Here is a 13,854-nt window from a genome sequence, read left to right as displayed (position 1 = left end):
AACAGTTGAATAGCCCGCGAGAGATGAATCCTTGGATTTAACCCCCACAAGCTATATTATGACCCTGCACTTGACAACTGACAAATGAACTTTGGCAAGCATGTCTGAACCGATTCGTTTACTGATCGCAGCTAGTGGTACAGGAGGACATCTTTTTCCGGCCTTGGCTCTGGCCCAACAGTTACCTGATTACCAGATTGAATGGTTAGGGGTTCCTAATCGTCTTGAACAAACCCTGGTTCCCAAGGAATACCCGTTACATACCATTCCCGTGGCAGGTTTTCAGGGAGGATTGCAACTCAAAAGTATCAAAATTTTTTGGGGTTTAGTGGCCTCAGTTTTTCAAGTTCGTAGATTACTACAAAAGCAACGGATTGATGTCGTTTGTACAACTGGCGGTTATATTGCAGGGCCAACCATTGTTGCCGCTAAAAGTTTAGGCATTCCCGTTATCTTACACGAAGCTAATTTCATTCCAGGCAAAGTGACCTATTGGCTAGGGGGCTGGTGCTATCGAGTGGCATTGGGCTTTGAGGGAACAGCTAAATATTTAACGCGAATTCCTACCCTTTGGGTTAGCACTCCAGTTCGCTCCATTTTTCGGGAATCCCAACCCCTAGATCTGGATATTCCCAGCGATCGCCAGTTAATCGTCGTCGCCGGGGGTTCCCAGGGAGCCGTCTCTGTGAACCAAAAAGTACGTCCCTGTGTGGCTGCCTGGGTGAAAGCGGGGGCCTATGTGGTTCATTTAACCGGACAAAATGATCCTGAAGCGGAAAAATTCAGCCATCCCCATTATCTGGCTTTACCTTTCTATGACAACATGGCCGGATTATTGCAACGGGCTGATTTGGCCATTAGTCGTTCCGGTGCCGGTACTTTAACGGAATTAGCGGTGACTCGCACACCATCGATTTTAATTCCCTATCCCTTTGCGGCGGAAGATCATCAACGTTTTAATGCCCAAGTTTTTGGCGATCGCGGTGCTGCTCAGGTTTATAGTCAAAATCAGCTAACCGTTGAAACCCTAGAAAGCGTTGTCCTAGATTTACTGCGATCGCCGGAAAAATTAGCTCAGATGGCCGAGGCCGCTAGTAGGTTAGCCGTGATAGACAGTGCCGAAAGATTAGCAGACGTAGTGCGTCAAGCCCATACTGTTTAAACAACCTTCAATTCCACCCCAAAACCCACTAAGCTTGGAGTTGTCAAGGGTTGTCCTGGTTCGGGACGCTGGTAATTGATAATGCGACGAATACGAAAGGTGGGATTAATCAGGGTAATCGAATCCACAGAAACGACTCTGGTATATTGGGTGGTCATCACCAATTCTCGTTTGGCCATATCAAAGCGAAAATGGGAAATAATTGGCTTGGCTTCTTCGTAGGCCCGATCTCGCAAATAGTCTCCTTCTAGGTAATCTGGCGTTTCAATGAGGGGAATAAAGATCAGATTCAAGTTCTGAGAAACCTCTTCCCCTTTTTCAGAAAGGGTATAAAACCCCAAATTGAAACCAGGAAAGTTGCCTAATTCGCCAATCAGATCATATTGATTATCGGTTAAAACTTTTTGTTTCTGAACATTACTGAGGGTTGCAATGGTAAATTCTGTGCGCGATCGCTCTACTTCCTGATGGGTGAGATAGTGATAAGTCCGCTCTGTCTGCCAACTGCCGATACAGCAATCAAAAAAATCAAAAAAAGTGTTTTCCTGCATAACCCTGAATCTTAAAATCTCTTAGGCGAGATCATAGCGCGGTTTTCCCAGAATACCCAGATCAGGGAAGATGGGGGCGGTGAGCAGGCATCAAATCAAACCGTCTTGCCCCCCTACCGCTAATCCAAATTGAACTGATTACCCCGTTTATATTGTAGGTAAGCGGCCACAAATAATCCTGACAGGGTAATGGGAATCAAGCCAAGTACAATGCCCAGTAAAAGTGGTTCAATCACGTTATTTCTCCTTGGATTTACTCTAAGTTATTAAATATACCCTAAAAAAATAAGATCTAGAGAATATCTAGATCTAGTAATTATTGACTACAAACTCAGCCGCGAGTTAAAATTCTCACAAATTATCAAGAATTGTAAAGTTCTCTTGTTGTAAGGCTTTCAGAGATATCAAATTTTGAATTTGGAATTGCTGAAATGTTGACAGGGCAAACGCATCTAAATTCTAGACTCCTTATCTGATAAAACTTTCAGCGTTTCATAAAAAATCAATCATGATCTCGGAAACCCTTATCCAGCCTATCTTTCAAAAATAAGATGCGATCGCCCTGGAAATGTTGATTTTGATCTTGACAAGATGAAAGCAAAGTGAGATAGTGATAGTTTGTGTAAACTTTCATTTAGTAATTTTCAAAGAAAAAGCTCTTGGCTAACGTAATTGTAATCGGCGCTCAGTGGGGCGACGAAGGAAAAGGGAAAATTACGGATTTATTGAGTCGGTCAGCCGATGTGGTCGTTCGTCCCCAGGGGGGAGTTAATGCCGGACATACCATTGTCGTAAATGGTCAGACTTTTAAGCTGCACCTCATTCCATCGGGGATTCTTTACCCTAACACGGAATGTATTATTGGTTCAGGAACCGTGATTGATCCGAAAGTCCTTTTGCAGGAGATTGATCAGCTAGAAGCCTTTCAGGTTTCCGTTTCACAGTTGTATATCTCCCAGACGGCCCACGTTACGATGCCTTATCATCGTCTTTTGGATCAAGCATCCGAGGAACGACGGGGTAAGCATAAAATTGGTACGACAGGGAGAGGCATTGGCCCCACCTATGCGGATAAGTCGGAACGGACGGGGATTCGGGTCGTTGATCTGATGGATCCGAAAACCCTACGCAAAAAGTTGATCTGGACGGTCAATTATAAAAATGTTGTTTTAGAAAAGCTGTACGATCTTCCCCCCCTTGACCCCGAAGTTGTTATCCAAGAGTATCTGCATTATGCGGAGCGGTTACGCCCCCATGTGGTGGATAGTTCTTTGAAGATTTATGATTCTATTCAAAAACGGAAAAATATTCTGTTTGAGGGGGCACAAGGGACGTTACTTGATCTCGATCATGGCACCTATCCCTATGTAACTTCCTCTAGTCCGGTAGCGGGGGGAGCCTGTGTGGGGGCAGGGATTGGCCCAACGATGATTGATCGGGTAATCGGGGTCGCTAAAGCCTATACCACCCGTGTGGGGGAAGGGCCGTTTCCGACCGAACTATATGGCGAACTAAATCAGCATCTTTGCGATCGCGGAGCTGAGTTTGGGACAACCACTGGTCGTCGTCGCCGTTGCGGTTGGTTTGATGGGGTGATTTGTCGTTATGCAGTACGAATCAATGGTTTGGATTGTTTAGCGATTACCAAGTTAGATGTCCTAGACGAGCTGGGAGAGATTCAAGTTTGTGTGGCCTATGAACTAGATGGTAAAACCTGCGATCATTTTCCTGGCAATGCCAGTGAGTTTGCCCGTTGCAAGCCTATTTATAAAACTCTGCCTGGTTGGCAACAATCGACGGAAAACTGTCGCGACTTGGCGGATTTACCCCAACAAGCTTTAAATTACCTGAAATTTCTGGCGGAGTTGATGGCGGTTCCGATTGCGATCATTTCTCTCGGTGCGAGTCGGGATCAAACGATTATTGTGGAAGACCCGATCCATGGGCCAAAGCGTGCTTTGTTGGATGCAAATGGTACGCCAGTGGGTCATAGCCTTTAAGTGAGCGGCCTTAAATTTTTCTGCTTTTTGTTAACTTTATCATTTCCTAGAATACTATGTCTGTTACTACCATTGAATGTCAAAAACGTCCTGAAAATAGCAATCCGAAAGCCCTACGTCGGGAAGGTTTGATTCCTGCTACGCTTTATGGTCACAATGGCACGGAATCCATTTCCCTGACTGTTGGCTCTAAGGAAGCTGTAACCCTTCTTCGTTATGCTAAAGCCAATGAAACGTTAGTGGATGTCAAAATTCCCGATTTATCCTGGGAAGGCAAGGCGTTAATTCGAGAAATTCAATCTCATCCTTGGAAACGGACGCTTTATCATTTGAGCTTTTTCTATGTGGCTAATGCTAATTCAGCAGCGGCAGCAGAAGCGTAAGGCGATCGCCCATTAATTATCTCAATTCGTGATCTAAAAGTTAGAAAGGGAGAGTCAGTTACTTTTCCTTTCTATTTCATTTTTGGGCGTTGGGTCAAAACGCAAGGCTTAAATCATCAACCAGAAGCAAATCCTACCTGTAAATAATTCGTTGATAGCTTTTCCTGTCAAAAGGGATGATAAGACTTCCGCGATAACATCAGATATAATCAACGAAAAATTTACAGCAAGTAAAATTTTGAAAAAGGTGCAAAAAGCTGAAAATTCACCTATATTGTTCTGCCGTTCTTTGAAATGTTAGGGTTTTGTTGCCATCGGCCATCTCATCAACATACGCCGCGGTCACGAAGTGTGCCTTCGGCATCGCCATCCGTCATTTGCTGCGGGCATTTGTATTGCTGCTGTTGTGAAGGAAAAAGCTTGAAAAGCCATGGAAATTGGTAAAGGCCTTAATTAAATTGACATAATTAAGCCGATAAAACGCGACGAAAATACGCTCGATATAAATTACAGCGAGGCACAACCTGATTATTCTGCTGTTGCACTAATCCCAGGCTATGTAACTTATAAATTTGCATTGAATCTAACTCCACCGGCTCCAAGGATGTGACCACCTGTTGAAATGCTTTAGCTAATTCAGGTACCTTTTGCAAAATCTCCAAATGTCGCCGCAGATGATTACTATAAATACCTGCTTCAGTCGCGGCTTCTGCCAATAACTGTTCTAGTGTAATTTGTCCAGAACTAATTTCATAAAGAGCCAAGCGCACCAGATAGGGATGTCCCTCCACCATGCTCATCAAGGCTTCTATTGCCGATTCTTCCCAGAGCAATCCATGCATTCTGGCTAATGAAAGAACTTGTATGGCATTAAATTCCAATAATGCTACTGGAACTCCGGCATTAAAAGGAGATTGATTGAGATCTAAGGGAAGATAACATTCCGTGGAATGGGCTATAACCAAACGTAATTGTTTCCAATGGGACGACACTTTTCCCCTTTCATGCCAACTTCTTAGCATCCCTAAAAAGTCTTCTAAGACCTCTGCAAAAGGAAAAATTCGATCTATATTATCTAATGTTAAAAGCAAGGGATAATGATTTGCAGGCAATAAATATTCCTCAAAATAAACGGTGCAGTTATCATTACTGCCTAAAATGTCTGTGTCCCAACGATCTTTTAACTGATTTTCTAGTGCTAATTCTTTTCCTACCCTGAAACATAGCCAACGCAAAAACCTATCCAAATCGCTGATAATTCCTCGCTCCACACTTTGTAAATCTAAATACACCGTCTGATAATTCAGAAATTGTCCCCAGTTCAAGATTCTGGTCATTAGTGATGTTTTACCCATCAGTCTAGGCGCTTTAATCCGAATTAATGCTCCTGGTTTGGCGATCGCTTGATAACAAACCGATTCAACTCCATCTCTAATGACATATAAGGGTGAGTTCAAACTAACGGCACCATCGGGTAAATTCAAACTCTCTAGTGATGAAGTAGAAATGGCTAAAGACGTATCAACCATAAAATATAAAGGAGAATTGAACAATAGGGCGGCTCTCTCCAAAGCTCCTTTAAAATTTGTTTTGGTGACCTCTTCTCCTAAAGCTTGTGATAGTTTTTGCCATAACTTATTACCAACATCCCCTCTGAGATAATTGACAGAGAGAAAATAAGTATCGGACATTTTTTCATAGGTTTTACCCTCCCAGGATCCTTGGAGCACCTGTATTTCAACATCTTTTAAGTGTTCTCCAAAACGTTTGAAGAAAATTTGTTCGGCAACGGCTTTAGCTTGTTCCCAGGTCAGCATTGACTGTGAGGCGATAGGACGATCTAACATCTAAACTTTACCCACCCTTTTCTTATAGGATTGTAGAATGTCTTTGTCAAGTTAAAACAGGGAATTGGGATATCAGTAAAGCCTATGCATTGGAATACATAAATGCCAATATCTGGTTTGGCGAAATTCCCTTCAATGAAAGTGCCGGTAAAGCGATTACCTATAAATATGCCCTACGGCGAGAAAACCAAGCTCCTTTTACCCTTAAGTTACGGGATGAAAATAGTGATAGATTTCTGCTGCTAACTGTTTGCCAATGCCTTCTACCTCTTGTAATTGCTTTAGAGAAGCTTCTCGAATGTAGTCTAAGGAATGAAAATGGGCCAATAGTTGTTTTTGCCGTTGAAAGCCTAATCCCGGAATTTCTTCTAACCGCGATCGCCGACTGTTGGCTAGTCGTTGTTGACGATGGAAGGTGACAGCGAAACGGTGGGCTTCATCTCGAACTCGGCGCAAAAGTTGGACACCGGCTTGTTCAGGATCGGTATTCAAGGATTGAGATGCTCCAGGGACAAAAATTTCTTCCCGTTGTTTAGCTAAACTGACCAGGGTTAATTGCTCTAGAAAATTCATTTCCTCTAGAACTGCAACCACTGCCGATAATTGGCCCTTACCCCCATCAATCATGACCAGATCAGGGAAATCTTCTCGACTAGTTTGAGGATCTAAATAACGTTTAAAGCGTCGGCTAATGACTTCTGCTAAACTGGCAAAATCATCGGAATGACCAATGGTAACAACTGGATTTTTAATTTTGTAATGGCGATAATGTTGTTTGGCGGCAATCCCATCAATAAAAACCACCTGGGAAGCAACCGCATTAGAACCTTGAATATGGGAAATATCATAGCCTTCAATGCGTTTAGGTAAAACAGCTAAGTCCAGAATTGCGGCTAGATCCTCTAGGGATTGTAAATGTTGTTCTGCTTGCCGTTGAGTTCGTTCTAATTCATAACGGGCATTTTTTTCTACTAGGTCAATTAAATCCGCCTTACCCTGACGTTGGGGATTAATAAGATTAACTTTTCGACCTCGGCGATCGCTTAACCAATTGGCTAAAATTTCTTCATCCGGTAGGGAATATTGAACCAGAATTTCCTTGGGAATTTCCACTGATTCTACCTGGGAATAATGTTCTTCTAAAACCCGTTGTAAAATCGCGCCTGACTCCAGTTCCTCACCCTCGACAAAAAAACCTAAACGTCCAATCAGACGACCGGCCCGAATTTGAAATAATTGAATGGCACAATAGGCTCCCTCCCTCGCTAAGGCGATCGCATCCCGTGACACCGTATCATCCGGTAACGCCACTTTTTGATCGGCATTGAGACTATTTAAGGCCAATAGTTGATCCCGTATTAAAGCAGCCTGCTCAAAGCGTAGATTTTCTGCGGCCGCCTCCATTTGCTGTTGTAATTTTTGGGTTAACTCTTGCGTTCTACCCTGAAAAATCATGGCTATTTTCTGCAAGGTTTGATGATAATCTTCGGGCGTAATTAATTTTTGACAAACCCCTGGACAGCGACCAATGTCATAATTCAAACAAGGACGATCTTTAAAGAGCGGTTTGGGACGTTGACGCAGAGGAAAGACTCGCTTAATTAGTTGCAGGGTTTGGGACAGTAGTCGAGTATCCACGTAGGGGCCATAATAACGGTCTTTGGCTGCTCCTAAACGACGTTTGCGAGTAATAAAAATACGAGGATAATCTTCTGACCAGGTAATGCAAACATAGGGATATTTTTTGTCATCTTTTAATAAAATATTAAAGCGAGGCTGATGTTGTTTAATTAAATTGGCCTCTAGAGCCAAGGCCTCTCCCTCTGTATCGGTGACAATAAATTCAATTTCAGCAATTTGTTGCACCATGAGCGCAATACGCGGACTATGGGCTTGGGACTCCCGAAAATAAGACCTTACCCTAGTCCGTAGCTTCTTGGCTTTACCAATATAAAGAATTTCTCCCAGGCGATCGCGCATCAAATAAACACCCGGATCCGCCGGAATTTCTTGCAAACGTGCCTCCAGGCGATCGGGTGACTGGATAAGAGCCGCAGATGACTCCGTTTTTGGCATAGCTTCACTGGGATCTCTTATCTTTTTTGGCCTCTTCCTAAGAATTTACTCAGACTAACGCCTCCCAGTAAGGCCAACAAAGCATAAGCCATATTCGATTCTGGTACTTTCTGGCCATCAAAAAGCTTAAAATCCATCGTAATGTTGGAGCGCAAGGCCGCATCACTTGGACTAATGGATCCTAACCAATTCATCATAAATTTTCCCTGAACCCGCTTAATTTCAGTCCCAGATTGACCGAGTAAAGCGAGTTCCGTAAAAGTAGGATCAGAACTAGAGCTATTATTGCCGGTAAACTGGGCAATAGCTAAAGGAGAAGATCCATTTTGAGCCACTTGACCATCTAGAGAAATCACCTGATCAACGGAAATATAACTGGTGTAATTGGCCGCTTTATCGTTGACCTTAGCCAACATTGACAAGGCACTAACCTGATCTGAGGCAAGCGTACTTGTATAGGAGCGAGTATAGATTTCACTGGGACTATATTCTAAGGTTAAAACAAAAGTTTTTGTGGCTTTGGTATAGTCCACCGACCAATTGTAGAATTGATTCTTGTCATTGTTTGTCCAATCTCGATAAATAGAGCCTGCCAGTGGATCGTTAGCACCATTCTCTCCATAGCCAAATTCATAATCGGCCTGTCCCACTACCCCTCCTCGCCATTCCAAGGCCATTTGCTTAGACCAATCAGGAGAGGGAGGACAGATGTTATTGCTGCTATTCTGATAGACGGTCATAAATCCGTAGGTGGTACTCGTGTCGCAAACGGGTGCAATATTAGCTGCTTGTACTTTTAAGGGTAGAAGCGTCATCCCCGTCAAAGAGGTGGTAAGGATTAAAGTCTGAGGAATCCAGGAATTCATTTTCATAGATAGATGGAGAAGGGGGAGGCAGGAATTTCAGGAAAAATTATTCTAGTCGCTATGCCATTATAGTGACTTATGTAGATGAATAACACCGTTAAAATGTTCAGTTTTGTCAAGACTTTCGGAATATATCTGTTGCTAGGGGTTATGGCCCTGTTAATGTTATTTCCTTTACTCTGGTTACTAGGAACTGCTTTAAAATCGCCAACGGAAAATATTTTTGGTTCACCTTTGCAAATTTGGCCGGAACAAGCGACTTTGGCCAATTTTCTGGCAGTTCTGCAAAATTATCCCTTTGGTCGCTACCTAGCTAATAGCACAATTGTTGCTGTTTTAACTGTCGGCTTTAATCTATTCTTTTGTGCTTTGGCGGCTTACCCCTTAGCTCGACTCAATTTTCGAGGACGTGACAGCTTCTTAGCGGTTATTGTTGCTACCTTAATGATTCCTTTTCAAATTGTGATGATTCCGTTGTATATTCTAACGGTGCAATTTGGCTTGAGAAATAGCTATCTAGGGGTGATTTTTCCAGGACTAGCGTCTGCTTTTGGGATTTTTCTGTTGAGACAAGCTTTTCAGGCGGTTCCGAAGGAATTAGAAGAGGCTGCTCGTATTGATGGTTGTACGGAATTGGGCATCTGGTGGCACGTGATGATTCCAGCCATTTGCCCCTCCTTAGTCACCTTGGCGATTTTTGTGTTTATTGGTGCCTGGAGTGATTTTCTCTGGCCCTTGATTGTTCTAGATCAGCCCGATTATTTTACCTTGCCTTTGGGGGTGGCTAAATTGGCCAGTGCCTTGGACTTTGACTGGCGGTTAATTGCCGCAGGTTCGATCATCTCGATCGCGCCCATTATTGTTTTATTTATCTTTGTACAGCGTTATATTATTCCGACGGATGCGGGAAGTGGGGTAAAGGGGTGACAGAGTTCGGGGTTAGGGCAGTCAGGAGCGGTTAATCTTTGGTAGGATCAAGCACAAGACTTTAGAGAAATTCTGTAAAAACCTGACGATGCCTAGAACTCAACGGAACGACAATTTTATTGATAAGAGCTTTACGGTGATGGCGGATATCATTTTGAAAATTCTGCCAACGAACAAAAAAGCCAAGGAAGCCTTTGTTTATTACCGTGATGGTATGTCTGCCCAGGCGGAAGGGGAATATGCGGAGGCTCTGGAAAATTATGAGGAGGCTCTCACCCTAGAGGAGCATCCCAATGATCGTAGTTATATTCTCTACAATATGGCTCTGATCCATGCCAGTAATGGGGAACACGAACGGGCCTTGGGTTACTATCAACAGGCGATCGATCTTAATCCCCAAATGCCTTCTGCCCTTAATAATGTGGCGGTCATCTATCACTATCAGGGGGAGCGGGCCAAGGAAATGGGCAATGAAGATGAGGCTGAATCTCTCTTTGATAAGGCGGCGGAGTATTGGAAACAGGCGATCCGTTTGGCTCCGAATAATTACATTGAGGCTCAAAATTGGCTGAAGATTACAGGGCGATCGGAGATAGATGTGTTTTTCTAGGGTTTGATCCCCTCCAATGCCTTCTGATAAGTTATCCATTGTACAGAAGTCTCTGAAACCCTTGCTGAGTCTAGATCCCCCCCAGCTTCCCTTGATAAGGGGGGAGAAACAGAAGTCTCTAAAACCCTTGCTGAGTCTAGATCCCCCCCAGCCCCCCTTGATAAGGGGGGAGAAGATAAAAAGCTTGCTATGTAAGGCTTTAACCCAGTCCCCCTTTTTAAGGGGGATGCCGTAGGCAGGGGGATCAAACTTCTAGGGATGCAAATAGATGTGTGTACGCAGCAGTCTTGATAAGGGGGGAAAATTGGCAGATGGAGTGATTTTCAGGTAAAGCGGAAAGATCTTTTGTTGCTAATTATTAATTGTCAACTATCAACTATCAACTATTAACTATTACCTAAATTCATGCTTGATCAAGAACAGGTTCACAAGATTGCTCATCTAGCTCGTCTGGAAATTACGCCAGAGGAAGAGATTCAGTTTGCGGGACAACTCAGTAGTATCTTAGACTATTTTGAACAATTGAGTGAGTTAGATACGACAGATGTACAGCCCACTACTAGAGCCATTGAGTTGAACAATATTACTCGTCCAGACGTTCGGGTTCTCTATGACCATCGGGAAGATTTACTCAAGCAAGCTCCCGAACCAGAAGGGGACTTTTTCCGGGTTCCCCAAATCCTCAGTAGTGATGAAGATTAATTTGTCTGTCTAATCTATGTTATGCTAGTTTCTGACTCGGACTCATGCGATCGCAACGCCCAAATCTTGTCAGGCCCGGAAGGGAGCAGCAATACGGGATGCTTACGGTAGGCGTGAACTCCGGGTCTTTTAGTTTTTGATGAATAAAACCTTTTCTCGATTCCCGTCTGAAATTATCTATGGGCTAGTTGCCTTTGCGGTAACGCTCATTGTCATTCTTTATCTGTATTTTGAGCAGTTTTCAGGCAATATTACCGGCTTTTTTCGGATTGGGACGGTGTTGCCCCTTTCGCCGCTCCTTGATCCACAACAAACTTTTGTTTTTAAAGGAGAATTGGGCTACGATGGCCAGCAATTTTTGAGTATTGCCCTCGATCCCTTTTTAAAACAGGATGGCACGATCGCCGCCTTAGATCATCCGAGTTATCGCTATCGTCGCATTCTCTATCCCCTATTGGGGTATTTGTTGGGATTAGGCAGTCCCGAATTAATTCCCTATGCGTTAGTCGGCATAAATGCGATCGCGATCGCCTTGATTGTCGGTTTTGTCACGGCCTATTTTAAAGGTCATTTGATACCAGAGAAAAGGACTATTGGGGTCTTAGCTATTCCTGGCATTTGGATTGTTTTATCCCTCTCAACCGCAGATTTATTAGGCAGTTTGTTACTGGTTGCGGCTATCTATTGGGAACATCGTCATCAAGCTAAATTAATGGCTGTTATGGTGGCTTTAGCCATTTTAACCCGCGAAACTTTATTGATTCTTTGGTTAGCTTTGTTAATTAATAATATTGTTCTGAAAAGACAAAAATTTATTTTGCCTCTGTTATTGGCCCTGATACCTGGGTTAGCTTGGCATCTTTATATTCTGGCCTTGAAATTACCCGGCGCGTCTGGCACAGGCAATTTTGGCCTACCCTTGGTGGGTATTGCTCAAAAGGGAATGTCTCTCTTTCAAGCTGGACTAACGGGCAAAAATTTATTTGAAGGTTATCTCTTTGGACTTTTAATTATTGTCTTTGGCTTAACGATTTGGTCAAGTTATCATTTCCATAGCCATAATCATACTATTCGTTGGAGCAGTTGGCTATATCTAGGACTCTTTTCAGTCAGTAGTTTACTAATTTTAGACTATTACCTTAATTATACAAGAGTCTTTATGGACGTTTATTTATTGGGATTACTGATTATGGTGGATCATCCCCTTCCTAATAGAACAATATTTCTGACGGCATCAGGCCTCGCTAGTGTTGCTTTTTTAGCGTTACATTCCTAAGCTTCTTTTTGGCCGGATTAACTTTAACAAAGTTTATTTGTACTAAGCTGCGATCGCCGAATTCTGTTAAAATCCAATCTTGAACCTGTAGCGAAGACTCCACCATGATCCACGATATTTTCATGCCTGCTCTCAGTTCTACCATGACCGAAGGAAAGATTGTTTCCTGGGTAAAATCGCCTGGTGATAAGGTAGCCAAAGGTGAAACGGTGCTGGTCGTAGAATCGGATAAAGCCGATATGGATGTGGAGTCCTTCTATGAGGGCTATTTGGCGATTATTTTGGTAGAAGCCGGTCAAGAAGCCCCTGTGGGTAGTGCGATCGCCTATATTGCCGAAACCCAAGAAGAAATTGCCCTAGCTCAACAAAAAGGCGGTTCCTCGGCTGCCACACCCCCAACTACAACCAAGTCAGTTCCCACTCCTGAAGTGGCCCCTCTGCCAGCGATCGCTGCTCCTATAGCAGAAACCACTATTTCCAATGGCAACGGTAGAATTGTCGCTTCCCCGCGTGCTAAAAAATTAGCCAAAGAATTCAGCGTTAATCTTAATACTCTCAAAGGTAGTGGCCCTCACGGTCGCATTGTGGCCGAAGATGTGGAAAAAGCTGCCGGTAAAACCCCTACTATTGCGGCTCCAGTGGTCTCGGCTCCCGTTGTCACAACGCCCAAAGCTGCCCCCGTTGTCACTCCGACTATCACCCCAGGCGAAACCGTTCCTTTAACCACTTTCCAAAAGGCTTTGGTACAGAACATGGTAGCGGCCATGCAGGCTCCGACTTTCCGGGTTGGTTATACCATTACCACCGACGAACTGGATAAGCTGTACAAGCAAATTAAAGCCAAGGGTGTAACTATGACGGCTCTGTTAGCGAAAGCAGTGGCTGTGACGCTCAAAAAGCATCCCATTGTCAATGCGAGTTATTCTGATGCGGGAATTGTCTATCATCCCTCGGTCAATGTGGCAATGGCGGTGGCGATGCCCGATGGTGGTTTGATCACACCCGTATTACAAAATGCTGATCAAATGGATATTTATTCCCTATCTCGTCGTTGGAAGGAGTTAGTGGAGCGGGCGCGGGCTAAACAGTTGCAACCGGAAGAATATAATTCTGGAACTTTTACGCTGTCTAATCTGGGGATGTTTGGCGTGGATCGTTTTGATGCCATTCTTCCCCCTGGTCAAGGTGGTATTTTGGCGATCGGGGCTTCCCGTTCACAAGTCGTTGCTAATGATCAAGGTTTGATCGGGGTAAAACGTCAAATGATGGTCAATGTCACCTGCGATCATCGCGTTATTTATGGTGCTCATGCTGCGGCTTTTCTACAGGATTTAGCGACGTTGATTGAAACTAATGCCCAATCTTTGACGCTTTAAGCTCTCTTTAAATCCCTCTGCAAAGGGGGACTTATGGCTCTTTTTTAAACGCTTAAACTAAAAAGCCTAAATTAACAG

13 protein-coding genes and 1 other RNA gene are annotated in these 13,854 nt (G+C 43.7%); 9 read left to right on the top strand and 5 right to left on the bottom strand.

All coding sequences use genetic code 11. From position 1 onward, the window contains the following. Window positions 1-100 precede the first annotated feature (100 nt). Window positions 101-1,162 (top strand): undecaprenyldiphospho-muramoylpentapeptide beta-N-acetylglucosaminyltransferase, encoded by a 1,062-nt coding sequence (gene murG, locus KA717_33590; protein ID UXE60431.1) that lies wholly within the window; start codon window positions 101-103, stop codon window positions 1,160-1,162. On the opposite strand, the gene KA717_33585 is transcribed toward murG, so the two are convergent. Continuing rightward, a complete protein-coding gene (locus KA717_33585; protein ID UXE60430.1) occupies window positions 1,159-1,713 on the bottom strand; it encodes a phycobiliprotein lyase in 555 nt (184 codons plus the stop codon). The two genes, murG and KA717_33585, sit on opposite strands and share 4 nt — an antisense overlap. 119 nt (window positions 1,714-1,832) lie before the next feature. Then, window positions 1,833-1,949, bottom strand: a complete 117-nt coding sequence (gene petG / locus KA717_33580; protein UXE60429.1) for a cytochrome b6-f complex subunit PetG — start codon at window positions 1,947-1,949, stop codon at window positions 1,833-1,835. Window positions 1,950-2,372: 423 nt separating this feature from the next. On the opposite strand from petG, the gene KA717_33575 reads away from it, so the two are divergent. Both KA717_33575 and rplY read left to right on the top strand, forming a co-directional pair. Continuing rightward, window positions 2,373-3,713, top strand: a complete 1,341-nt coding sequence (locus KA717_33575) for an adenylosuccinate synthase (GenBank protein ID UXE60428.1) — start codon at window positions 2,373-2,375, stop codon at window positions 3,711-3,713. A 56-nt stretch (window positions 3,714-3,769) separates the two neighbouring features. Further along, entirely contained in the window at window positions 3,770-4,096 is a 327-nt protein-coding gene (rplY, locus tag KA717_33570) for a 50S ribosomal protein L25 (protein UXE60427.1), read from the top strand. A 467-nt stretch (window positions 4,097-4,563) separates the two neighbouring features. On the opposite strand, the gene KA717_33565 is transcribed toward rplY, so the two are convergent. The 3 genes from KA717_33565 to KA717_33555 form a co-directional block, all read right to left on the bottom strand. Then, window positions 4,564-5,943: an AAA-like domain-containing protein gene (locus tag KA717_33565; GenBank protein UXE60426.1), complete on the bottom strand. Its 1,380-nt coding sequence runs from the start codon at window positions 5,941-5,943 to the stop codon at window positions 4,564-4,566. 204 nt (window positions 5,944-6,147) lie between these two features. Then, the gene (gene uvrC / locus KA717_33560; GenBank protein ID UXE60425.1) at window positions 6,148-8,019 is read right to left on the bottom strand and encodes an excinuclease ABC subunit UvrC; all 1,872 of its coding nucleotides are present in this window, start codon (window positions 8,017-8,019) and stop codon (window positions 6,148-6,150) included. Between the two features lie 17 nt (window positions 8,020-8,036). Next, window positions 8,037-8,834 carry a hypothetical protein gene (locus KA717_33555; protein ID UXE60424.1) on the bottom strand — a complete coding sequence of 266 codons (798 nt, stop codon included), beginning with the start codon at window positions 8,832-8,834 and terminating at the stop codon, window positions 8,037-8,039. 153 nt (window positions 8,835-8,987) lie between these two features. Here KA717_33555 and KA717_33550 point away from each other — a divergent pair, with 153 nt between their 5' ends. From KA717_33550 to KA717_33525, 6 genes are all read left to right on the top strand, one after another. Beyond that, window positions 8,988-9,812, top strand: coding sequence for a carbohydrate ABC transporter permease (locus tag KA717_33550; GenBank protein ID UXE64857.1), 825 nt, complete (start codon window positions 8,988-8,990; stop codon window positions 9,810-9,812). An 88-nt stretch (window positions 9,813-9,900) separates the two neighbouring features. Continuing rightward, window positions 9,901-10,422 (top strand): photosystem I assembly protein Ycf3, encoded by a 522-nt coding sequence (locus KA717_33545; GenBank protein ID UXE60423.1) that lies wholly within the window; start codon window positions 9,901-9,903, stop codon window positions 10,420-10,422. Window positions 10,423-10,827: 405 nt separating this feature from the next. Further along, window positions 10,828-11,124: an Asp-tRNA(Asn)/Glu-tRNA(Gln) amidotransferase subunit GatC gene (gene gatC, locus KA717_33540; GenBank protein UXE60422.1), complete on the top strand. Its 297-nt coding sequence runs from the start codon at window positions 10,828-10,830 to the stop codon at window positions 11,122-11,124. A gap of 33 nt (window positions 11,125-11,157) precedes the next feature. Beyond that, an RNA gene (gene ffs / locus KA717_33535) (signal recognition particle sRNA small type) lies at window positions 11,158-11,254 on the top strand. Window positions 11,255-11,263: 9 nt separating this feature from the next. After that, a complete protein-coding gene (locus KA717_33530; GenBank protein UXE60421.1) occupies window positions 11,264-12,400 on the top strand; it encodes a hypothetical protein in 1,137 nt (378 codons plus the stop codon). Window positions 12,401-12,504: 104 nt separating this feature from the next. Further along, window positions 12,505-13,776 (top strand): 2-oxo acid dehydrogenase subunit E2, encoded by a 1,272-nt coding sequence (locus KA717_33525; protein UXE60420.1) that lies wholly within the window; start codon window positions 12,505-12,507, stop codon window positions 13,774-13,776. Window positions 13,777-13,854 lie beyond the last annotated feature (78 nt).

It is taken from the genome of Woronichinia naegeliana WA131, assembly GCA_025370055.1.
Lineage (GTDB): Bacteria > Cyanobacteriota > Cyanobacteriia > Cyanobacteriales > Microcystaceae > Woronichinia > Woronichinia naegeliana.
Note: the sequence above shows the minus strand (reverse complement) of the source record. Positions and strands in the feature narration are given on the sequence as shown.

Coding starts and splice junctions, on each gene's coding strand:
- murG (UXE60431.1), top strand. CDS start 101: ATGTCTGAACCGATTCGTTTACTGATCGCAGCTAGTGGTACAGGAGGA.
- KA717_33585 (UXE60430.1), bottom strand. CDS start 1,713: ATGCAGGAAAACACTTTTTTTGATTTTTTTGATTGCTGTATCGGCAGT.
- rplY (UXE60427.1), top strand. CDS start 3,770: ATGTCTGTTACTACCATTGAATGTCAAAAACGTCCTGAAAATAGCAAT.
- KA717_33565 (UXE60426.1), bottom strand. CDS start 5,943: ATGTTAGATCGTCCTATCGCCTCACAGTCAATGCTGACCTGGGAACAA.
- uvrC (UXE60425.1), bottom strand. CDS start 8,019: ATGCCAAAAACGGAGTCATCTGCGGCTCTTATCCAGTCACCCGATCGC.
- KA717_33555 (UXE60424.1), bottom strand. CDS start 8,834: ATGACGCTTCTACCCTTAAAAGTACAAGCAGCTAATATTGCACCCGTT.
- KA717_33550 (UXE64857.1), top strand. CDS start 8,988: ATGTTCAGTTTTGTCAAGACTTTCGGAATATATCTGTTGCTAGGGGTT.
- KA717_33545 (UXE60423.1), top strand. CDS start 9,901: ATGCCTAGAACTCAACGGAACGACAATTTTATTGATAAGAGCTTTACG.
- gatC (UXE60422.1), top strand. CDS start 10,828: ATGCTTGATCAAGAACAGGTTCACAAGATTGCTCATCTAGCTCGTCTG.
- KA717_33530 (UXE60421.1), top strand. CDS start 11,264: ATGAATAAAACCTTTTCTCGATTCCCGTCTGAAATTATCTATGGGCTA.
- KA717_33525 (UXE60420.1), top strand. CDS start 12,505: ATGATCCACGATATTTTCATGCCTGCTCTCAGTTCTACCATGACCGAA.